This window comes from Streptomyces griseoluteus, from assembly GCF_004784465.1.
GTDB lineage: Bacteria > Actinomycetota > Actinomycetes > Streptomycetales > Streptomycetaceae > Streptomyces > Streptomyces griseoluteus.
In genome coordinates this window covers 259,394-280,312 of the sequence record NZ_SRRU01000006.1, presented here as the reverse complement: position 1 = coordinate 280,312, position 20,919 = coordinate 259,394, and the positions used below count along the sequence as shown (strand labels likewise).

The 20,919-nt window shown below is 69.6% G+C and carries 15 protein-coding genes; 5 read left to right on the top strand and 10 right to left on the bottom strand.

All coding sequences use genetic code 11. The features are described from left to right. Positions 1 to 16: 16 nt before the first annotated feature. A complete protein-coding gene (locus E5082_RS18430) occupies positions 17 to 409 on the top strand; it encodes an NYN domain-containing protein (protein ID WP_135792332.1) in 393 nt (130 codons plus the stop codon). A gap of 31 nt (positions 410 to 440) precedes the next feature. On the opposite strand, the gene E5082_RS18425 is transcribed toward E5082_RS18430, so the two are convergent. The 9 genes from E5082_RS18425 to ngcE all read right to left on the bottom strand — a co-directional run bounded on the left by E5082_RS18425 (position 441) and on the right by ngcE (position 12,741). Continuing rightward, the gene (locus tag E5082_RS18425; RefSeq protein WP_229918860.1) at positions 441 to 1,940 is read right to left on the bottom strand and encodes an amino acid permease; all 1,500 of its coding nucleotides are present in this window, start codon (positions 1,938 to 1,940) and stop codon (positions 441 to 443) included. Between the two features lie 251 nt (positions 1,941 to 2,191). Further along, positions 2,192 to 4,120 carry a 1-deoxy-D-xylulose-5-phosphate synthase gene (dxs, locus tag E5082_RS18420; RefSeq protein ID WP_135792330.1) on the bottom strand — a complete coding sequence of 643 codons (1,929 nt, stop codon included), beginning with the start codon at positions 4,118 to 4,120 and terminating at the stop codon, positions 2,192 to 2,194. A 211-nt stretch (positions 4,121 to 4,331) separates the two neighbouring features. Continuing rightward, a complete protein-coding gene (locus E5082_RS18415; protein ID WP_086693256.1) occupies positions 4,332 to 5,624 on the bottom strand; it encodes a sugar ABC transporter permease in 1,293 nt (430 codons plus the stop codon). After that, entirely contained in the window at positions 5,621 to 6,412 is a 792-nt protein-coding gene (locus E5082_RS18410) for an ATP-binding cassette domain-containing protein (protein WP_161149124.1), read from the bottom strand. Before E5082_RS18410 ends, E5082_RS18415 begins: the two co-directional genes overlap by 4 nt. Before the next feature lie 178 nt (positions 6,413 to 6,590). Continuing rightward, positions 6,591 to 7,694, bottom strand: a complete 1,104-nt coding sequence (locus tag E5082_RS18405) for a substrate-binding domain-containing protein (protein WP_135792517.1) — start codon at positions 7,692 to 7,694, stop codon at positions 6,591 to 6,593. A gap of 133 nt (positions 7,695 to 7,827) precedes the next feature. After that, a complete protein-coding gene (locus tag E5082_RS18400; RefSeq protein ID WP_030802751.1) occupies positions 7,828 to 9,039 on the bottom strand; it encodes an ROK family transcriptional regulator in 1,212 nt (403 codons plus the stop codon). Between the two features lie 348 nt (positions 9,040 to 9,387). Continuing rightward, the gene (locus tag E5082_RS18395) at positions 9,388 to 10,302 is read right to left on the bottom strand and encodes a carbohydrate ABC transporter permease (protein ID WP_135792329.1); all 915 of its coding nucleotides are present in this window, start codon (positions 10,300 to 10,302) and stop codon (positions 9,388 to 9,390) included. 5 nt (positions 10,303 to 10,307) lie between these two features. Beyond that, entirely contained in the window at positions 10,308 to 11,234 is a 927-nt protein-coding gene (locus E5082_RS18390) for a carbohydrate ABC transporter permease (protein ID WP_135792328.1), read from the bottom strand. Between the two features lie 61 nt (positions 11,235 to 11,295). Beyond that, on the bottom strand, positions 11,296 to 12,741 hold the full coding sequence (ngcE, locus tag E5082_RS18385; RefSeq protein ID WP_135792327.1) for an N-acetylglucosamine/diacetylchitobiose ABC transporter substrate-binding protein: 1,446 nt from the start codon (positions 12,739 to 12,741) through the stop codon (positions 11,296 to 11,298). Positions 12,742 to 13,082: 341 nt separating this feature from the next. On the opposite strand from ngcE, the gene E5082_RS18380 reads away from it, so the two are divergent. From E5082_RS18380 to E5082_RS18365, 4 genes are all read left to right on the top strand, one after another. Next, positions 13,083 to 16,886: a GH92 family glycosyl hydrolase gene (locus tag E5082_RS18380; RefSeq protein WP_229918861.1), complete on the top strand. Its 3,804-nt coding sequence runs from the start codon at positions 13,083 to 13,085 to the stop codon at positions 16,884 to 16,886. 156 nt (positions 16,887 to 17,042) lie between these two features. Continuing rightward, the gene (locus tag E5082_RS18375; protein ID WP_135792326.1) at positions 17,043 to 18,758 is read left to right on the top strand and encodes a bifunctional phosphatase PAP2/diacylglycerol kinase family protein; all 1,716 of its coding nucleotides are present in this window, start codon (positions 17,043 to 17,045) and stop codon (positions 18,756 to 18,758) included. Position 18,759: 1 nt separating this feature from the next. Continuing rightward, positions 18,760 to 19,713 (top strand): YihY/virulence factor BrkB family protein, encoded by a 954-nt coding sequence (locus tag E5082_RS18370; protein ID WP_135792325.1) that lies wholly within the window; start codon positions 18,760 to 18,762, stop codon positions 19,711 to 19,713. Then, the gene (locus E5082_RS18365) at positions 19,713 to 20,477 is read left to right on the top strand and encodes a phosphatase PAP2 family protein (RefSeq protein WP_135792324.1); all 765 of its coding nucleotides are present in this window, start codon (positions 19,713 to 19,715) and stop codon (positions 20,475 to 20,477) included. Before E5082_RS18370 ends, E5082_RS18365 begins: the two co-directional genes overlap by 1 nt. 6 nt (positions 20,478 to 20,483) lie before the next feature. On the opposite strand, the gene E5082_RS18360 is transcribed toward E5082_RS18365, so the two are convergent. Continuing rightward, positions 20,484 to 20,909: a DUF6003 family protein gene (locus E5082_RS18360; protein WP_135792323.1), complete on the bottom strand. Its 426-nt coding sequence runs from the start codon at positions 20,907 to 20,909 to the stop codon at positions 20,484 to 20,486. Positions 20,910 to 20,919 lie beyond the last annotated feature (10 nt).

Here is a 20,919-nt window from a genome sequence, read left to right as displayed (position 1 = left end):
GTGGGACCCTGGTCCTATGGGCGACGTACAGGGTGTTCCGGGTCAGGACGATCCCCTGCTGGCGATCGTGGACGGTGCCAATGTGATGGGCTCGCGGCCGGACGGCTGGTGGAAGGACCGCAAGGGGGCCGCCGAGCGGCTGCGGGACCGGCTGGCCAGTGACGGGCTGCCGGGGCGGACCGACCCGGCGGAGATCGTGCTGGTGGTGGAGGGCGCGGCGCGCGGGGTCGAGTCGGTGCCGGGGGTGCGGGTGGAGTCCGCGCCGGGCAGCGGGGACGACTGGATCGTGGAGCTGGTCGCCGGGTCCGCCGACCGGGACCGCCTGGTGGTGACCGCCGACCGCGAGCTGCGGCGCCGGGTGGGCGCGCTGGGCGCCGAGGTCGCCGGTCCGCGTACGGCCCTCGGCTGAGGTTCCCCCGTAGCGCGGACCGGCGTCCGGCTCAGGTCGACTTCGGGGTCTCCTCGGGCTGCTCCTCGCGGGCCAGGCGGCTGTGCGTGCGGCCGTAGAGGAAGTAGACGACGAAGCCGATCGCCATCCAGATGGCGAACCGCAGCCAGGTCTCGGCGGGCAGGTTCAGCATCAGCCACAGCGAGGCGCACACCGAGACGATCGGCAGCACCGGGACCAGCGGGGTGCGGAAGGCGCGGGGCAGGTCGGGGCGGGTCTTGCGCAGGATGATCACGCTGATCGCCACCACGATGAACGCGAACAGGGTGCCGATGTTGACCAGTTCGGCCAGTTCGCTCAGGCTGGTGAAGCCCGCGATGATCGCGATGAGCACGCCCAGCAGGATGGTCGGCCGGTGCGGGGTGCGGAAGCGCGGGTGGACGCGGGAGAAGAAGCGGGGCAGCAGGCCGTCGCGGCTCATGGCGAAGAACACCCGCGTCTGACCGAGCAGCAGGATCATGCACACCGTGGTCAGGCCGACGGCCGCGCCGAAGCTGATGATGCCCGCGAACCAGGGATGCCCGAGCGCCTTGAAGGCGTCCGCGAGCGGCGCCTCCACCGACAGCTCGGTGTACTTCTGCATACCGGTGACGACCAGGGACACCGCCACGTACAGCACCGTGCAGATGAACAGCGAGCCGAGGATGCCGCGCGGCATGTCCCGCTGCGGGTTGCGGGTCTCCTCGGCGGCCGTGGCGACGATGTCGAAGCCGATGAACGCGAAGAACACCACCGAGGCGGCGGTGAAGATGCCCATCACGCCGAAGTTGGCCGGGGCCCAGCCGAACATGAGCTGGATCAGCGGTGCCTTGAGGCTGGCGCCCGCCTCCTGCGGCTGGGCCGGCGGGATGAACGGCTTGTAGTTGTCGCCGTTCACGAAGAAGGCGCCCGCCACGATCACGATGAGGACGACGACCACCTTGATGGCGACGACGGCCGAGGTGATCCGTGCGGACAGCTTCATGCCGACCACGAGCACGCAGGTGAGCAGCAGCACCAGGGCCGCCGCCAGGATGTCGAAACCGAACCCGCTCGCGCCGTCCCGTCCGGACAGGTACGCCGGCAGGTGCCAGCCCCAGCTGTCGAACAGCGACCGGATGTACCCGGACCAGCCGACCGCCACCACCGCCGTGCCGAGCGCGAACTCCAGCACCAGGTCCCATCCGATGGTCCAGGCGGGCAGTTCACCGAGCGAGGCGTACGAGAACGTGTACGCCGACCCCGCCACCGGAACCGTCGAGGCGAACTCGGCGTAGCAGAGGGCGGCCAGGCCGCAGACCACACCGGCGACGGCGAAGGAGATGGCCACCGCCGGACCCGCGTTGTTCTTCGCCACCTGGCCGGTCAGCACGAAGATGCCGGTGCCGATGATGACACCGACACCGAACACGGTCAGGTCGAGGGCGGAGAGGGACTTCTTGAGCGAGTGCTCCGGTTCCTCGGTGTCCCGGATGGACTGCTCGACGTTCTTCGTACGGAAGAGCGTGCTCACGTACCTACCTCCCACGCTTGTCGTCCTCGACATGATCGAGAGGGACGGGGTGCGGGTGCCCCGGCAATGGCAGGTTCACGCAACCGGGCCGGTTCCGCCACCTGAGGAGGCAGCAGAACCGGCCCGGAGATGTGGCGTTCGGGTGGTCAGGGCCTGTCTTCCGGATCTTGCCGGGGTCGTGGGCCCTGGCACGCACGGCTCGGCCAGAAAGGCACCGCCGGCCCGAGCCGGCCAGACCCGGAAGACAGGCCCTACTCCCGCGCGGACTCCACCGAGTCCATGGCGTCCGTTTCCTGGCCGAAGCGGCCGTCGATCTTGGCGACCAGACCGGTGACCTGGCGGGCGATGTCCGGGGCGGTCAGTCCGATCTCGGCCATGACCTCGGCGCGCGAGGCGTGGTCGAGGAAGCGGGGCGGGATGCCGAAGTCGCGCAGCGGCACGTCCACGCCCGCGTCGCGCAGCGCCTGGGCGATCGCGGAGCCGACACCCCCGACGCGGCTGTTGTCCTCGACGGTGACGACGACCCGGTGCCGCTCGGCGAGCGGGGCCATCGCCTCGTCCACCGGCTTGACCCAGCGGGGGTCGACCACGGTGGTGGAGATGCCCTGCTTGTCGAGCAGCGTGGCGATCTCCAGGCACATCGGGGCGAGCGCGCCCACGGACACCAGCAGCACGTCCGGGCGCTCGGTGCCCGGCTCGCGCAGCACGTCCATGCCGCCCACCCGGCGCAGGGCCGGTACGGCGGGGCCGACGGCGCCCTTGGAGAAGCGGACCACGGTCGGCGCGTCCTCGACGGCGACGGCCTCGCGCAGCTGGGCGCGGACCTGGTCGGCGTCGCGCGGGGCGGCGAGCCTGAGGCCGGGCACGACCTGGAGGATCGACATGTCCCACATGCCGTTGTGGGAGGCGCCGTCGGTACCGGTGACACCGGCCCGGTCCAGGACGAAGGTCACGCCGCACTTGTGGAGGGCTACGTCCATCAGGACCTGGTCGAAGGCGCGGTTGAGGAAGGTGGCGTACACCGCGAAGACCGGGTGCACCCCGCCGTGCGCGAGGCCGGCCGCGGAGACGGCACCGTGCTGCTCGGCGATGCCGACGTCGTAGACCCGCTCGGGGAAGCGCTTGGCGAACTTGTCCAGGCCGACCGGCTGGAGCATGGCCGCGGTGATCGCGACGATGTCCTCGCGCTCCTCGCCGAGCTTCACCATCTCCTCGCCGAAGACGGAGGTCCAGTCGGCACCGGAGGAGGCGATGGGCAGGCCGGTGTCGGGGTGGATCTTGCCCACCGCGTGGAAGCGGTCGGCCTCGTCCTGGAGGGCGGGCTGGTAGCCGCGGCCCTTCTCGGTGAGGCAGTGCACGATGACCGGGCCGCCGAACCGCTTGGCGCGCGCCAGCGCCGACTCCAGCGCCTCGATGTCGTGGCCGTCGATCGGGCCGACGTACTTCAGGCCGAGGTCCTCGAACATGCCCTGCGGGGCGATGAAGTCCTTCAGGCCCTTCTTGGCGCCGTGCAGGGTGTCGTAGAGCGGGCGGCCGACGACCGGGGTGCGGTCCAGCAGGTCCTTGGTCCGGGCGAGGAAGCGCTCGTAGCCGTCGCTGGTGCGCAGGGTGGCCAGGTGGTTGGCCATGCCGCCGATGGTGGGCGCGTAGGAGCGCTCGTTGTCGTTGACGACGATGACGAGCGGGCGGTCCTTGGCCTCGGCGATGTTGTTGAGCGCCTCCCAGGCCATGCCGCCGGTCAGCGCGCCGTCGCCGATGACCGCGACCACGCGGTTGTCGGACTTCTTCAGCTCGTTGGCCTTGGCGATGCCGTCGGCCCAGCCCAGCACCGTGGAGGCGTGGCTGTTCTCGATGACGTCGTGCTCGGACTCGCTCTGCGCCGGGTAGCCGGAGAGGCCGCCCTTCATCTTCAGGCGGGAGAAGTCCTGACGCCCGGTGAGGAGCTTGTGGACGTAGGACTGGTGGCCGGTGTCCCACAGCACCTTGTCGGCGGGCGAGTGGAAGACCCGGTGCAGGGCGATGGTCAGCTCCACCACACCGAGGTTGGGGCCGAGGTGACCGCCTGTCTTGGACACGGCCTCCACGAGGAAGGTCCGGATCTCCTCAGCAAGCTGGTTCAGCTCCTCCAGGCTGAGCCGGTCCAGATCGCGCGGTCCCGTGATGCGGGTCAGCAGCGGCACCCGTGCCTCCTTGCAAGTATGAGCTGATCGAGCTGTTGCCGGGCTTGATGAGTCTAATGTTCCGCCCCGGCGGCCGATGGCCGGGCGGTGCCCCCTGGGTCCCCCCACGGGTCATACGAACGGTCGCACCCCCCACGAGCGGGGATGCGACCAGGGAAAACACAGGAGCCCGGCGCTCCATCGCGCCGGGCTCCTGCCAAGCCTGCCGAGCTTACGCGCGGCCGGCCGACTTCTGGGTCTTGCGGGTCACCGCGTCGATGACGACGGTCGCCAGCAGGACGCCACCGGTGATCATGTACTGCACCGGGGAGGGGATGCCCTGGAGGGCCAGGCCGTACTGGATCGAGACGATGACCAGCACACCGAGGAGCGCGTTCCAGGTGCGGCCGCGGCCGCCGAAGAGGGAGGTGCCGCCGATCACGGCCGCCGCGATGGCGTTCATCAGCAGGTCACCGCCGCCCGCGCCCTGGTTGGCGGAGGCGATCTTGGAGGCGATGAACAGACCGCCCAGCGCCGCGAAGGTGCCGGAGATGGCGAACACCGAGATGCGGACCAGGTCCACGTTGATACCGGCGCGGCGGGACGCCTCGACGCTGCCGCCGAGCGCGAACACCTTGCGGCCGTAGGCCGTGCGGCGCAGCACGAAGTCGGTGACGAAGAGGACCGCGACGAAGATCACGACCGCCAGCGGCAGACCCTTGTACTGGTTGAAGACGATCGCCACGGCGAAGGAGACCAGGCCCAGCAGCACGGTGCGCAGGACGATCTCGCTCAGCGGCTTCGACGGCACCCCGGCGGCGTCACGGCGCTTGTTGCCGAGGAAGGAGCTGACGAAGAACAGCACCGTCACCACGGCGGCCAGGCCGTAGGCGGCGGCCACGTCGGAGAAGTAGTAGCTGGTCAGGTTGGCGACCAGACCGTCGCTGTTCAGGTTGATCGTGCCGTTGTCGCCCAGGATCTTGAGCATCAGGCCGTTCCAGAACAGCAGTCCCGCCAGGGTGACGGCGAAGGCCGGCACACCGATCTTGGCGAAGAAGAAGCCCTGGATGGCGCCGGCGACGGTGCCCGTGAGGATCGCCAGCACGAAGGCCAGCACCTCGTTCATGCCGTTGGTGATGTTCAGGACCGCGAAGGTCGCACCCGCGACACCGGAGAGGGAGCCGACCGAGAGGTCGATCTCGCCGAGCAGCAGGACGAACACGATACCGACGGCGATCATGCCCGTGCCGACCATGGCGACGGAGATGTCGGAGAGGTTGCCCGCGGTGAGGAAGTTGGAGTTCAGGCTCTGGAAGATGATCCAGATGACGATGAGTCCGACCACGACGGGCATCGAGCCCAGGTCGCCGGCCTTCATCTTGCGCTTGAACTCGCCCACGTAGCCCGCGAGTCCCTGCTCGCGCACCAGCAGCCGCGGGTCGACGGCGACACCGGCGCCGGGGGCGGCCTCCGGGTTCACCGCGGCGGCGTCACCCGCGGGGGTGGAGGTCTTCTCGATGCTCACTTCTTGATCTCCCCATTGGTGCGCGCCGCACGACGGGTGACGGCATTGTCCGAGGCGCCGGTGATGGCGGAGATGATCTCTTCCTGCGAGGTCGACTTGACCTCGAAGACGCCGTTGTTGCGGCCCAGGCGCAGCACGGCCACCTTGTCGGCGACCGCCTTGACGTCGGCCATGTTGTGGCTGATGAGGATCACGGCGTGGCCGCGCTCCCGCAGCCGCTCGACCAGGTCGAGGACCTGGGCGGTCTGCTCGACACCGAGCGCGGCGGTCGGCTCGTCGAGGATCACCAGCTTGGGCTCGCCGAGCATGGACCGGGCGATGGCCACGACCTGGCGCTGGCCGCCGGAGAGCGAGGCGATCGGGATACGGACGCTGGGGATGCGGATCGAGAGCTGGTCCAGCAGCTCACGCGAGCGCCGCTCCATCTCGACCTCGTCCAGGACGCCCGCGCGGCGGATCTCCCGGCCCAGGTAGAGGTTGCCGACGACATCGATGTTGTCGCACAGCGCGAGGTCCTGGTACACCGTCGCGATGCCCAGGTTCTGAGCGTCGTGCGGCTTGTTGACCTGGACGGTCTTGCCGTCCCATTCGATGACACCCTCATCGATGGGGTGCACGCCGGCGATCGTCTTGACCAGCGTGGACTTTCCGGCACCGTTGTCGCCCACCAGGGCGACCACCTCACCGGCGTGGACCTCCAGCGTGACATCGGTGAGCGCCTGGACGGCACCGAATCGCTTGGAGACTCCGCGCAACGCCAGCACGGGCGTAGCGGACACGTGAACCATCTCCTTCGCCGCCTGACCCGGCGGGAGGTTGTGCAGAAGTTTGGGGGAATTCCGTCCGGCGCCCCGCGCCGAGCTTGCGGGGCTGTGTGTATGCGCGGGGCGCCGGAGGAGCCTTGAGCGGGCCTCACCGTCCCGCCGGCCGGAATCCGGCCGGCGGGGGGAAGAAGGGACCCGTCGGTTACTTCAGGCCGGCCTTGGCGCAGGCGGCCTTGTACTGGGCGGTGCAGATGTCGGCCACCGTGTAGACGCCGTCCTTGATGACGGTGTCCTTGATGTTGTCCTTGGTCAGCGAGGTGACGGCGACCAGGATCGACGGGACGGCCTTCGTGGTGGGGCTGTCGACCTTGTCCTTGGCGACGGAGTCCAGCGACTTGCCCTGCGCCAGGTTGACAGCCATCTCCGCGGCGGCGGCGGCCTCCGGGGCGTACGGCTTGTAGACGCTCATGTACTGGGCACCGGAGACGATGCGCTGCACACCGGCGAGCTCGGCGTCCTGGCCGGTGACCGGGATGTCGGCGATGCCCGCGGACTTGAGGGCGGTGATGATACCGCCGGCCATGCCGTCGTTGGCGGAGTAGACGCCAATGATGTTCTTCTTGCCCAGGGCCGAAATGGCGCCCTCCATGTTGGAGTTGGCGTTCTCCGGCTTCCACTCCTTGGTGTCGTACTCCTTGCCGACGTTCACCTTGCCGTCGAGGACGTCGTGCGCGCCCTTGCGGAACTGAGCGGCGTTCGGGTCCGTGGAGGAGCCGTTCATCATGACGATCTTGCCGGACTTGGCCTTGGAGCCCAGGGCCTTCAGGAGGGCCTCGCCCTGCGTCTTGCCGACGGTCTCGTTGTCGAACGAGGTGTAGGCGTCGATCGGGCCCTGCGCCAGGCGGTCGTAGGCGACGACGGGGATACCGGCGTCCTTGGCCTTCTGCACCGAGTTCTTGATCGCAGCGGCGTCCACCGCGTCGATGATCAGGACGTCCACCTTGTTGGTGATCATGGTGTCGACCTGCTGGTTCTGCTGGGTCGCGTCCTGCTTGGCGTTGGCGTAGACGACCTTGCCCTTGCCGTTCGTCAGCTCCGAGACCTTCTTCTCGATGAGCGGACGGTCGAACTTCTCGTAACGCGCGGTCTGGTTCTCCGGCAGGAGCAGGCCGACCGTGATCGCGTCGCCCTTCTTCTTGCTGTCCGTGGACTTGCTGGCACCGCCACCGGACTCCTTGGCACTGCCGCAGGCGGCCAGCGAGACGGCCATGGCACCAGCAGCAACGGCGAAGGCCGCACGACGCATACGCGTGTTCACTTCAGAAACCTCCCTGACGAGGCCGCGTCGTTGCGGCCGAGGTGGCTGGAAGTCAACTCGGCCACGCGTTCGGCGTCAAGAAGTAAATCCTTAACGAGATGGCAACGGTGCCATCCGTTATCTAAGTGAAGGCAGGAGCGACCACGGGCAGCGAGGCCGTGGCAGAACCGTCGAGCAGGGTCGAATCGCCCATTTCACTCAGCGCCAGGGCGAGCGCCCCGAGCACCTCGGCGCGGCCCCCAAGTGCCCCTGGAAGCACGGACAGTTGACGTCCCGCGCTGGGGATCGCATAGCGTCCCACGGACTCCCGGATGGGGGCCAGCACCAGCTCCCCCGCCTCGGCGAGATCGCCGCCCAGGACCACCCGGCTGGGGTTCAGCAGGTTGCACAGGTTGGCCACACCGCTGCCGATGTGCCGGCCCACGTCGGCGATGACGCGACGGCAGCCGGGGTCCCCGTCCCGGGCCAGCCGGACCACGCCCTCCATGGTCAGGGCGCTGCCGTGGCTCGGCTGGAGCAGCGGCAGGACGTAGCGCGCGGCGGTGAAGGTCTCCAGGCAGCCGCGGTTGCCGCAGCGGCACACCGGGCCCCCCTCGTCGAGGGTGATGTGCCCGATCTCCCCGGCCGTCCCGCCGGGCCCCCGGTAGATCTGCCCGTTGATCACCAGGCCGGCCCCGACCCCGCTGGCCACCTTGATGTAGGCGAGGTCGCGGACGCCCTTGCCGCTGCCCCAGACCAGCTCGCCGAGGGCGCCCAGGTTGGCGTCGTTGTCCACGTGCACGGGCACGCCGAGCCGTTCGCGCAGCTCCTCGGCGGGCCGGGTGCCGCCCCAGCCGGGCAGGATCGAGGTGGAGCCCAGGGTGCCCGACTCCACGTCGATGGGTCCCGGTACGCCGAGGCCGACCCCGGCCACCTTGCCCCGGTCCACGCCGGTGGCGGCGATCAGCCGGTCGATCAGCTCCTCGGCGCGGTCGAAGCCCTGCGTGGAGGAGGCGTCCACGTCCAGCGGCTCGGACTCCTCGGCGAGCACCTGGTGGGCCAGATTGCCGATGGCCACGCGCAGGTGGGTGTGGCCGAAGTCGACGCCGACCACTATCCCGGCGTCCCCGCTGAGCGAGACGCTGCGGGCCCGGCGGCCGCCCGCCGAGGTGGGCGTGACCTCGACGGTCCCGCCGTCCTTCAGCTCGCGCACGATATTGGAGACCGTCGCGGCGGACAGGCCGGTCGTACGGGCGATCTCCGCCTGCGTGAGCGACCCGGCCAGCCGCACCGCCCGTACGACTCGTTCCAGGTTGGCTCGGTGCAGCGACGACTGCGACCCCGGAGTCTCCATCGACCCATCCACTCCCGACATCGGCGGGCGGCCCCATCGCCGCCCGTGGCCCAGGTCACATCTGCGGAACCGGGCCACTTACAAGTTATGAACTCCAAGCTCCGCTGAAGGGGTAACCGCAGTCAAGTCCTTGACGGAAATCGCCGCCTCCCGCCGTGATCCGGCGTCCTTCCTCCGAGTGAGTTTCACCGCGTGACGAGGCTGTGACCAGGAGTGGCTTCATGCGCTGACGGTGAGGGTCGCGCGGGGTGACCGGTAACGATCGCAAAGTGACCGCCGATGTCCGGACGTGCGCCGGCCCCGGTGGGGCGCACCGGGGCCGGTCGGGGCCGTGCGGGAGGGGCGCGGTTACTTCAGCGCTCCCGCCGTCAGCCCCGCGACCACCTGCCGCTGGAAGATGATGTACGCCGCCAGCACCGGCAGCATCGCCATCACCAGCCCCGCGAAGAGGCCGGACCAGTCGCCCTTGTAGCCCTGGCTGACGGCGAGTTGGACGAGTCCCTGGGTGAGCACCTTCTTGTCCGGGTCGGTGTTCAGCACCGTGGGCAGCATGTACTGGTTCCACTGGCCGAGGAAGTTGAAGATGCCCACGCTGATCAGGCCGGGCCTGGCCATGGGCAGCATGATCTGGAAGAAGGTCCGGCTGTGCGAGGCACCGTCCACGAAGGCCGCTTCGGCCACCGAAGTGGGCAGGGTGCGGAAGAAAGCGGTCAGGAAGAAGACCGTGAACGGCAGTGAGTAGGCGATGTAGACCAGGATCAGTCCATGGATCGTGTTCAGCAGCCCCATGTTGTTCACGACGTAGAACAACGGGACCAGTGCGAGCATGATCGGGAAGCTCATGCCGCCGACGAACAGGTAGTAGATGAAGCGGTTGCCCGGGAAGTCGAAGCGGGCCAGGACATAGGCCGCCATCGAACCGAGCACCAGGGTGCCGATCAGCGAACCCCCCACCACCAGAACGGTGTTGAGGAAGTAGTCGCTCATGTTGGCCTGGGTCCAGGCGCGGGACCAGTTGTCGAAGTGCAGCTTGTCCGGCAGTGCCCAGGGCGAACCGAAGATGGAGCTGTCGTCCTTGAACGAGGTCATCACCGCCCACAGCAGCGGCAGGACGACCATGACCGCCCAGATCACCAGCACGCCGTGCGAGAAGACGTTGAGGACGGAGCCCTCGGAGCGTCGGCGGGCGCCGGGGCGGGGCGGGACCGCGTCCGTCTTCACGACGGGCGCGGGAGGCGGGACGGGAGCGTCGGTGGTTGTCATGGGGCTCAGTACTCCAGCCGCTCGCGGCGGCCCAGCCGCATCACGATCGCGGCGAACGCGAGGGTGACGACCAGCAGGGCGACGCCGATGGTGGTGGCGTAGGCGGCCTGACCGTCCCGGAACGCCTTCTGGTACACGTACAGGACCAGCACCGTGGTCGAGTAGTCGGGGCCGCCCGGACCGGTCGTCATGATCTGCACGACCGCGAACGACTCGGCGCCGAGCGCGAGGATGCCCATGTAGACCCAGCCGGACTGCACGGTGTCCCACAGCAGCGGCAGGGTGACCCGGAAGAACGTGGTCGCACGGCCGGCCCCGTCCAGCAGCGCCGCCTCGTACAGCTCGGCCGGGATGGAGGCCATGCCGGCGCTGAACAGCACCACGAAGAAGCCGGTGGTGGACCAGACGAGCACCGCCATCACGCACCACAGCGCGAGGTCCGGATCACCGAGCCAGAGCGGCTGGAGGGAGTCCAGGCCGATACCGCGCAGGAACGAGTTGATCGCGCCGCTGTCCGGGTTGTAGGCGAAGGCGAACAGCAGGGCCACGATGGCGATCGAGAGCACCTGCGGAAAGAAATAGACGATCTTGTAGAAGCCGGAACCGCGCACTCCGGTGACCACCGGACCGCCCTTTCGGTGCCGGCCGCCCACATTGATCATGAAAGCGAAGAACAGGGCCATGCCGAGCGTCACCAGCGGCAGCAGCAGGGCGAAGATCAGGCTGTGCGTCAACGACTTCCAGAAGATGTCGTCGTGCAGCATCCGGGTGTAGTTGTCGACACCGACCATGCTGAATTCGGGGCTCAGGCCGGTCCAGTCCGTGAACGAGTAGTAGATGGACTGGATGAACGGCCAGATCACAAAGAGTGCGTAGAGCCCGAGCGGGGCCGCGAGGAACCCCGTGATGAACCCGTACTTGCCGTGCTGCATTGCCGGACGACCCCGTTCCTGGGACACGTGCTGCCGCTGGTGACGAACCCGTGAGGGGGTGTTACCTGTGCTTGTAGTGCTTGATGGAGGTGTCCTTGGCGGCCTCGTCGGCGAAGCCCTGGATCTTCTTGACCGTCTCGGCCGGGGTGAGCCGGCCGGCCATCATCTCGCCCAGACCACCGACCCCGATCTTCTCCTTCTCCAACTGGACGTACCAGTCCGGGATGCGGGGGTTCACCACGTTGTCCCCGGCCTTGTCCAGCGCCGCCACGCCCGCCTTCAGACCGGGGGTCAGCTCGATGCCGTCGATGCCGCCGTTGAGCGCGGAGAGCGACTTCACCTTGGAGGTGAAGTTCCGCGAGGACGCCTCGGAGAGCATGACGCGCAGTTGCTCCATGCCGCCCTCGGGGTTGGCCGCCTTGGCCGGGACGACGAAGGGTTCGCCGCCGGAGGCCCAGATGGTGCCGAAGGGCAGCTTGTCGGAGCCGTCCAGCCCGGAGGGGGCCGAGACGGCCAGGTCGAAGTCGGCCGGGATGACGTTGGCCGACTCGTTCTCCACCCAGGAGCCGTTCGGTATGAACAGCGCCTTGCCCTTGGCCCAGGCGGTCTGCGACTGGATGTGGTCCAGCCCTGGCGTGCCGCGCAGGATGTAGCCCTTCTGGAACAGCTCGTAGTACGCCTCGAAACACGCCTTGACGGCCGGGTGCTTCCAGGCGTTGGGCTCCAGGTTGTCGATCGCGTCCAGCACCTCGCGGCCGCCGACCTTGGCGATCATCGGGTAGAGCGAGAAGGGCAGGTAGTACGGGTACTTGCCCGCGTAGGTCCAGCCGGCGATGCCCTTCTTCTTGGCCTTGGCGCAGACCTTGAGCATGTCGTCCCAGGTCTCTGGGTACTTCTCGTCCAGCCCGTCCAGCGCCTTCTGCGAGTACCAGACGCCGTACACGGTGTAGGCGTAGTTCAGGATCCACACCGGGTCGCCGTCGAACTGGCCCATCTCCACGATGCCCGGGCGCAGGGTGTCGCGGACCTTCTTGGACGGGTCGTCGTAGGACGGCGCGTCCAGCAGCGGGGTGAGGTCGGCGAGCTGCTTCTTGCCGACCAGGACGCCCATGTCCATCTGCTCGGCGCCGGAGTTGTCGATCAGGTCCGGCGGGTTGCCCTGGTTGAAGCGGGGCTGGAGGGTGGACTGGATCTTCTGGGTGGCGGAGAACTTCACCTGGGCCTTGGGGAAGGCCTTCTCGTACAGCTTCACCGCGTCCTCGGCGTACTCCTTGCCGAAGCCGCCGTCGAAGAGGACGAAGTCCAGCTTGGCCGTGTCGTTGACGCCCAGCGGGTTCTTCTCGGTCTTCTTGCCCGCCTTCGCCTTGTCCTGCCCGTCGCCGCCACTGCTCGCGCAGGCCGACAGCAGCCCCATTCCGGGGGCGGCCACCAGGCCGAGCGCCGCGGTGCGCTTGATCAGATCACGACGGCCGACGCCCTCGCTGCCATGCTGTCCGGTGGAACCCATGCTCAAGTCCTCGCCTTCTCCAGGACTCAGGCGGTGAACCGGATCTCCCCCCGGCACCGCGGTCGGGTTGTGCTGGCTCGTGCAGGAAACGCCGACAGGTATAGTCCACTTCCCGCCAATGGGGCAAGATCGAATGCAAGGTCGGCCGTCGGTCTTTTCCGAGTTGAGACCTGGTGGAAATATCGCCGGGCTCCGCACACCCTGCCGGATGAATTACCGATATAGCCCCCTGAATGCCGCAGCCAACACCCTTGACATCATCGGCCACTTGACCACCTACTGGTTCCTGCGCAGCAAGCTGACAACGTTGTCCGAAGTAAGCGCGGGAGGGGAATCCGTAGATGCAGCGGAGATCTCGGCACAGATGGACTCCGGCGGTCGTCCTCACGACCGCCTTTGTCATGGGCGTCGGCGCCCAGGGGGCGGCGGTCGCCGTGCCGGCCAGGGCCCCCGCCGCCGCCACGGAGTTCGCGTCCTCGTTCGAATCCGGCGACCCGGCACCGGACTGGCTGAACACCGTCGAGACCGGTCCGGGCGGCGCCAAGCGCTCCTCGGGCGTGGACGGCGGTTACACCACCGGCATTCCGGGCAATGTCACCGACCACGTCACCGATCTGCGGGCGAGCGGGGAGAACACCGGCGCGGGCGAGGTGAAGGAGAACCTCACCGACGTCGATCCCGGTAGCAAATGGCTGACGTTCGCACCCACCGGCTGGGTGGAGTTCGACCTGGACCAGCCGGTCGAGCTCGCCGCCTACGCGCTCACCGCGGCCAACGACCACGACGAGCGCGACCCGAAGGACTGGCGGCTGCAGGGCTCGGCTGACGGCAAGGACTGGAAGACCCTCGACACCCGTACCGGCGAGACCTTCCCGGACCGGTTCGGGACCAAGTCCTACCAGCTCACCACACCGGCCGAGTACCAGCACTTCCGGCTGGAGGTGACGAGGAACAACGGTGCGTCGGACGCACTCCAGTTGGCCGACGTGCAGTTCTCCACCGGCGGCGGTGACGGTCCCGCGCCGCAGGACATGCTGAGCCTCGTCGACAAGGGCCCCAGCGGCTCCCCCACCGCCAAGGCGCGGGCGGGCTTCACCGGCACCCACGCCCTGCGCTACGCGGGACGCCACACCGCCGACGGCCGGGGCTACTCGTACAACAAGGTCTTCGACGTCGATGTGAAGGTGGCCAGCGACACCCGGCTGTCGTACCGCCTCTTCCCGTCGATGGCCGACGGCGACCGGGACTACGACGCCACCAACGTCAGCGTGGACCTGGCCTTCACCGACGGCACCTACCTCAGCCAGCTCGGCGCGAGGGACCAGCACGGGTTCCCGCTGACCCCGCGCGGCCAGGGCGACGCCAAGGTGCTGTACGTCAACCAGTGGAACGACGTGGCGTCCCGGATCGGCGCGGTGGCCGGGGGCAAGACCGTCGACCGCGTCCTGGTGGCGTACGACTCCCCCAAGGGCCCGGCGAAGTTCCGGGGCTGGGTCGACGACGTGGCGCTGAGGCGGGTGGCCCCCGAGCGGCCCAAGGCGCATCTGTCGGACTACGCGCTGACCACGCGCGGCACCAACTCCAGCGGCAGCTTCTCGCGCGGCAACAACTTCCCGGCCGCCGCGATGCCGCACGGGTTCAACTTCTGGACCCCGGTGACCAACGCGTCCTCGCTGAGCTGGCTGTACGAGTACGCGCGGGCCAACAACGAGGACAACCTGCCGACCGTCCAGGCGTTCAGCGCCAGCCATGAGCCGAGCCCGTGGATGGGTGACCGGCAGACCTTCCAGTTGATGCCGTCGGCCGCGAAGGGCACCCCGGACACCGGCCGCGAGGCCCGTGAGCTGGCCTTCCGGCACGAGAACGAGACGGCCCGGCCGTACTACTACGGGGTCAGGTTCGAGAACGGTCTCAAGGCCGAGATGACCCCGACCGACCACGCGGCCGTGCTGCGCTTCAGCTACCCCGGCGACGACGCGAGCGTGCTGTTCGACAACGTCACCGAGCAGGCGGGGCTGACGCTGGACAAGGAGCACGGGATCGTCACCGGCTACTCCGACGTGAAGTCGGGGCTGTCCACGGGTGCGACCCGGCTGTTCGTCTACGGCACCTTCGACAAGCCGGTCACCGAGGGCTCCTCCAGTGGGGTCAAGGGCTATCTGCGGTTCGCCGCGGGCGCCGACCGTACGGTGACCCTGCGCCTGGCGACCTCGCTGATCAGCCTGGACCAGGCGAAGGACAACCTGCGCCAGGAGATCCCGGACGGCACCTCCTTCGACACCGTCAAGACGCGCGCCCAGCGGGCCTGGGACGAGATCCTCGGCAGGGTCGAGGTGGAGGGCGCCACCCCGGAGCAGCTCACCACGCTCTACTCCAGCATGTACCGGCTGTACCTCTACCCGAACTCGGGCTTCGAGAAGGTCGGCGGGAAGGACCAGTACGCCTCGCCGTTCTCCGCGATGCCCGGCCCGGACACCCCGACGCACACCGGCGCCAAGATCGTGGACGGCAAGGTGTACGTCAACAACGGCTTCTGGGACACGTACCGCACCACCTGGCCCGCCTACTCGTTCCTGACGCCCTCCCAGGCGGGCGAGATGGTCGACGGGTTCGTGCAGCAGTACAAGGACGGCGGCTGGACCTCCCGCTGGTCCTCCCCCGGCTACGCCGACCTGATGACCGGCACCTCCTCGGACGTCGCGTTCGCGGACGCCTACGTCAAGGGCGTGAAGTTCGACGCGAAGGCGGCGTACGACGCGGCGGTGAAGAACGCGACGGTGGTGCCGCCGAGTTCGGGCGTCGGCCGCAAGGGCATGGCCACCTCGCCCTTCCTCGGGTACACCAGCACCGACACCCACGAGGGCTTCTCCTGGGCCATGGAGGGCTATGTCAACGACTACGGCATCGCCAAGATGGGCGAGGCCCTCTATAAGAAGACCGGCGAGAAGCGGTACAAGGAGGAGTCGGCGTACTTCCTCAACCGGGCCCGCGACTATGTGAACCTCTTCGACGCGAAGGCCGGCTTCTTCCAGGGCCGGACGGCCAAGGGCGACTGGCGCGTGGACTCCGCCAAGTACGACCCGCGCGTGTGGGGTTACGACTACACGGAGACCGACGGCTGGGGCTACGCCTTCACCGCCCCGCAGGACAGCCGAGGCCTGGCGAACCTGTACGGCGGCCGCAAGGCCCTCGGCGACAAGCTGGACGAATACTTCGCCACCCCGGAGACCGCCTCCCCGGAGTTCACCGGCTCCTACGGCGGTGTCATCCACGAGATGACCGAGGCGCGGGACGTCCGGATGGGCCAGTACGGCCACTCCAACCAGGTCGCCCACCACGTCAACTACATGTACGACGCGGCCGGCGAGCCCTGGAAGGCGCAGAAGAACGTGCGCGAGGTGCTCTCCCGCCTGTACACGGGCAGCGAGATCGGACAGGGCTACCACGGCGACGAGGACAACGGCGAGCAGTCGGCCTGGTACCTCTTCTCCTCGCTCGGCTTCTACCCGCTGGTCATGGGCAGCGGGGAGTACGCCATCGGCTCACCGCAGTTCAAGAAGGCCACCGTCCACCTGGAGAACGGCCGGGACCTGGTGATCAAGGCCCCGGACAACAGCGACCGCAATGTGTACATCCAGGGTGTCCGCTTCAACGGCCGCTCCTGGAACTCCACTTCGCTCCCCCACTCGCTGCTGTCCAAGGGCGGGGTGCTGGACTTCTCGATGGGGCCGCGGCCCTCGTCGTGGGGTTCGGGCAAGGACGCCGCCCCGGTGTCGGTCACCGAGGACGACAAGGTGCCGACCCCGCGCGCGGACGTGCTGAAGGGCGACGGCGCGCTGTTCGACAACACCTCGGCCACGAGCGCGGCGGTCACCTCGGTGGACCTGCCGACGGGTGACGCGACCAGGGCGGTCCAGTACACGCTGACCTCGTCGGCGGACCGTACGAGGGCGCCCACCGGCTGGACGCTGCAGGGCTCCACGGACGGCACGACCTGGCGGACGCTGGACAAGCGCTCCGGTGAATCCTTCGCCTGGGACCGCCAGACACGGGCGTTCAGCGTGAGTGCGCCGGGCTCGTACACCAAGTACCGGCTGGTGCTGGACGGGGAGTCGACGCTGGCGGAGGTGGAACTGCTGGCCTGACGGCTCCGGATCGAGAAGTGGAGGGGCGGTCCCGCGCGGGGGCCGCCCCTTCCTCTTGGCCCGTGCCGTCTGCTCGGCCGTTGAGGGGGCATTAGCCCGTTGGTCGGGCCCGCGCGGTCCGGCCCGACCAGCCGACCGAGCCGAGGAGTTGCACCGATGCCGACCGCCGTACCGGAGAGATCAACGGGCCTGCCCGGGGACGCGCCCCGCTCCACCAGGACGGCCCCCACCGGACGCCCCCGCGAGCTGCCGCGCGGTACGACGCGGGCGGCGGCCTCCATCGGGGCGCTGGCGGTGTGCCAGGCCGTCCTGATGATCGGCATCGGCTTCCTGATCACCGGCCCCGCCCGGCACGTGTGGCCGATGACGGCCGAGGACGGCGTCAACCGGGGCCTGGAGCGGCTGCGTACCTCCACCCTGACCACGCTCTCCTCGATCGGGTCCGAGCTGGGCAACACGGGCACCGTGATCGGGGTGACGCTGGCGGCCTGCCTGGCGATGATCTTCATACCCAGGCTGCCGATGTGGCGTCAGGTGTCGTTCCTGGCGCTCGGGGTCGCGCTCCAGTCGCTGGTGTTCCTGGTCATCACCATCGCGGTGGACCGCCAGCGCCCCCATGTGCACCGGCTCGACGGCTCCCTGCCGACCTCCAGCTACACCTCCGGCCACACCGGTGCGGCCACCGCGATCTACGGCGGTCTCGCGGTCCTGGTGCTGTCCCGCGTGCGGAGCCCCTGGCGGCGCGTGCTGGCCGCGCTGCTGTTCCTGCTGCCGGTCGTGGTGGGCGTCTGCCGTCTGTACCGGGGCATGCACCACCCGACCGACGTGGCGGGCGGCATGATCAACGGCGCGCTGTCCCTGCTGATCGTCGGGCACGCCCTGCTCCGCGACGGCCGCGTGTCGGCGCCCGCCGCGCTGCCCGAGGTCCCGGAGGCCGCCCGCGCCGAGCGGCTGCCGGGCCGGGTCGCGGTGGTCGTCAACCCCACCACGGTCGACGAGAGCGCGCGGGACGAGCTGCGCCGGGTCCTCGCCCAGCACGGCCACCGGGAACCGGTGTTCATCGAGACGACGGCCGCCGACCCCGGCGGCGGCCAGACCGCCCGGGCGCTGGACGAGGGTGCCGCGCTGGTCGTGGTCTGCGGCGGCGACGGCACGGTACGCGCGGCCGCCGACCAGCTGGCCGGCAGCGGGGTCCCGCTCGCCGTCGTGCCCTTCGGCACCGGCAATCTGCTCGCCCGCAACCTCGGCCTCCCGCTCACCCCGGCCGAGGCGCTCGACGCGGCCCTCGGCGGTGCGCCCCGCGTCATCGACCTCGCCCGGATCGAGGGCGACGGCCTCCCCGCCACCCACTTCGCCGTGATGTCCGGCGTCGGCCTGGACGCCGCGATGATGAAGTACGCGGAGGAGCACGACCGCGCCAAGGCGCTGCTGGGCTGGCCCGCGTACGTCCTGGCCGCCCCGAAGGCGATGCGCGGGCCCCGGATGGGCCTGAGCGTCCGCCTGGACGGCGGCCAGCCGCTGCGCCGTACCGCCCGCATGGTGCTCGTCGGCAACACCGGCGCCCTCCAGGGCGGTCTGCGGCTGATCCCGGACGCCCGTCCCGACGACGGGGTGCTGGACCTGCTGATCCTCGACCCGCGGGGCCCCGGCGGCTGGCTGCGCACGGTGAGCGCGCTGCTGCTGCACCGGAAGCGGGACGGCGAGGAGGAAGAGGGGCAGCCGGAGTTCCGTACCTTCCGGCGGGCCGAGTTCACCTTCGACGCCCCGGAGCCCCGCGAGATCGACGGCGACCCGGTCGGCACCGGGCTCCGGCTCTCCGTGGAGGTCGTGCCGGGCGCGCTGACCGTGCTGGTCCCCAACCGGGAGGGCTGACATGGGCAGCGCCACCAAGGTCCCGGAGACGCGGGACATGAGCGGGGACGAACTCTCCGCCGACGAGGCGTGGGTGACCCTGCGCCGCTATGGCGGCTGGTCCCTGCTGCGCGACGCGTTCCTCCGCTTCCGGTACGCCGACGGCTTCAGCCACTCCCGCGCGCTCGCGCTGCAGACCGTGCTCTCGGTGATCCCGCTGGCCCTGGCCTTCGTCGGCCTCTCCACCAGCCTGCACACCGAGGACATCGGCCGGATGGCGGAGCTGACCATCCACCGCATCGCCGAGGGACCCAGCGCCGAGGTGGTCGACGACGCGCTCGACCGCAGCCGCCGCAAGGCGGGCGACGGCGCCGAGGTCGCCCTCTGGTTCGGCGCGATCTTCTCGATCGTGAACGTCACCACGGCGATGTGCCAGATAGAGCGCGGCGCCAACCGCATCTACGGCAACGAACGCGACCGGCCCTTCCACCTCAAGTACTCGCGCGGGCTGGTCATGGCGCTGTGCGCGGGGTTCCCGCTCGGCCTGGGCTTCGTCGTCATGGTCGCCGGCGACGACCTGGCATCCGCCGCGGGGGCGGTCTACGGGCTCGGCTCGAACGCACAGATGGTGTGGAACATCGTGCGCTGGCCCTTCGGGCTGCTGCTCGCCCTGATCTCCGCCAGTGCGATCTTCCGGCGCTCACCGCGCCGCAAACAGCCGGGCTACACCTGGCTGGCCTTCGGCGCGGCCGTGTATCTGGTGCTGTGGATGACGCTGACCTGGGTACTCACCCTGTACCTGGACCTGAGCGGCTCCTTTGACACCGTCTACGGTCCGCTGAGCGCCTTCATGTCCCTGCTGCTGTGGGCCTACCTGACCTCGCTCGCCCTGTTCCTCGGGCTGTCCTTCGCGGCCCAGCTGGAGGCGGCGCGCGGGCGGCGGCCCGAACCGATCCAACCCGATCCGGGGGTCTGATGCCGACGAAAACCACGACCCTGCGGGCCACCGACCGGCGGTTCGGCATCCGGCTGCTGGCGGCGGCCGGGGGCGCCGCGGCCGCCGCCGTGCCGTTCGCTCTGCTGCTGGTCCTGGTGGAGGGCCACTGGCGGCCGCTGCGCGACCTCGACCGCGACGCCGCGAACGGTCTGCACGAGGTCGCCGTGGACCATCCGGCGTGGACGGCCACCCTGCGCGTGCTGTCCAACTACGTCTGGGACCCGCTCACCCTGCGGGTGGGCGTGGCACTGCTGACCGGCTGGCTGCTGTGGCGCGGTGCCCGGCGACTGGCCGCGTGGGCGGCGGCGACGGCGGTGGCCGGGGGCCTGATCGGGCTCGGCGTGAAGACGCTGGTCGAACGGGCACGGCCGGTCCTGGTGGACCCGGTGGCGCACGCGCCGGGCTACTCGTTCCCCTCCGGGCACGCGATGACCGCCACCACCTCGTTCGCGGTGTTCCTGCTGGTCCTGCTCCCCCTGGTGCCGCGCCGGGCCCGGATCGCGTGCTGGGTGGTGGCGGTGGTGTCCGTGGTGGGGGTCGGCTTCACCCGCGTCGCACTCGGCGTGCACTGGTTCAGCGACGTGCTGGGCGGGTGGCTGCTCGGGCTGGCCGTCGTCGTCCTGACCAGCCGTGCCTTCGAGGCGTGGCGGTCGGACACCGGCCGACGGCCCACGCACGTCACGGAGGGGCTGGAGCCCGAGCTGACCGGCCCGAGTCCCGAGCCGGACAGCACCTCCCGCTGAGCCGCGTCACACGCCGGTCAGCCGGCCGATCTCCTGCGGGTCGAGCCCGGTCAGCCGGGCGATGCGCGGGGCCGGGACCCCGGCGGTCAGCGCCCGGTGCACCAGGGTCTCCCAGCCCTGGCTGGTGTCCCGGAACTCCAGCAGCTCCCGCTCCATGTCGGTGACCGACTGGGGCGCGCACTCCTGCTGGACCCGGACCTCCTCCTCCGCGGTCAGCGGGATCGGCAGCCGCTCGGCCTCCTCGGGGATGAGGACCTCCGACCCGGCGGGCAGAATCCGCAACTGCTCGGAGGACGGAGCGACATCGTGGGCCGAGATCCAGCCCCGCACGGCCGGGGTCTGGTCGCATTCCAGCGGGGCGACGGCGGCCATGGCCGCGCCGAGGCTCGGGTGACGTTCGGGGAGCAGGAAGAGGTAAGCCTCGTCGGCCATCGGGCGGTCC

Coding starts and splice junctions, on each gene's coding strand:
- E5082_RS18430 (WP_135792332.1), top strand. CDS start 17: ATGGGCGACGTACAGGGTGTTCCGGGTCAGGACGATCCCCTGCTGGCG.
- E5082_RS18410 (WP_161149124.1), bottom strand. CDS start 6,412: ATGGTTCACGTGTCCGCTACGCCCGTGCTGGCGTTGCGCGGAGTCTCC.
- E5082_RS18405 (WP_135792517.1), bottom strand. CDS start 7,694: ATGCGTCGTGCGGCCTTCGCCGTTGCTGCTGGTGCCATGGCCGTCTCG.
- E5082_RS18400 (WP_030802751.1), bottom strand. CDS start 9,039: ATGGAGACTCCGGGGTCGCAGTCGTCGCTGCACCGAGCCAACCTGGAA.
- E5082_RS18395 (WP_135792329.1), bottom strand. CDS start 10,302: ATGACAACCACCGACGCTCCCGTCCCGCCTCCCGCGCCCGTCGTGAAG.
- E5082_RS18390 (WP_135792328.1), bottom strand. CDS start 11,234: ATGCAGCACGGCAAGTACGGGTTCATCACGGGGTTCCTCGCGGCCCCG.
- ngcE (WP_135792327.1), bottom strand. CDS start 12,741: ATGGGTTCCACCGGACAGCATGGCAGCGAGGGCGTCGGCCGTCGTGAT.
- E5082_RS18380 (WP_229918861.1), top strand. CDS start 13,083: ATGCAGCGGAGATCTCGGCACAGATGGACTCCGGCGGTCGTCCTCACG.
- E5082_RS18375 (WP_135792326.1), top strand. CDS start 17,043: ATGCCGACCGCCGTACCGGAGAGATCAACGGGCCTGCCCGGGGACGCG.
- E5082_RS18370 (WP_135792325.1), top strand. CDS start 18,760: ATGGGCAGCGCCACCAAGGTCCCGGAGACGCGGGACATGAGCGGGGAC.
- E5082_RS18365 (WP_135792324.1), top strand. CDS start 19,713: ATGCCGACGAAAACCACGACCCTGCGGGCCACCGACCGGCGGTTCGGC.
- E5082_RS18360 (WP_135792323.1), bottom strand. CDS start 20,909: ATGGCCGACGAGGCTTACCTCTTCCTGCTCCCCGAACGTCACCCGAGC.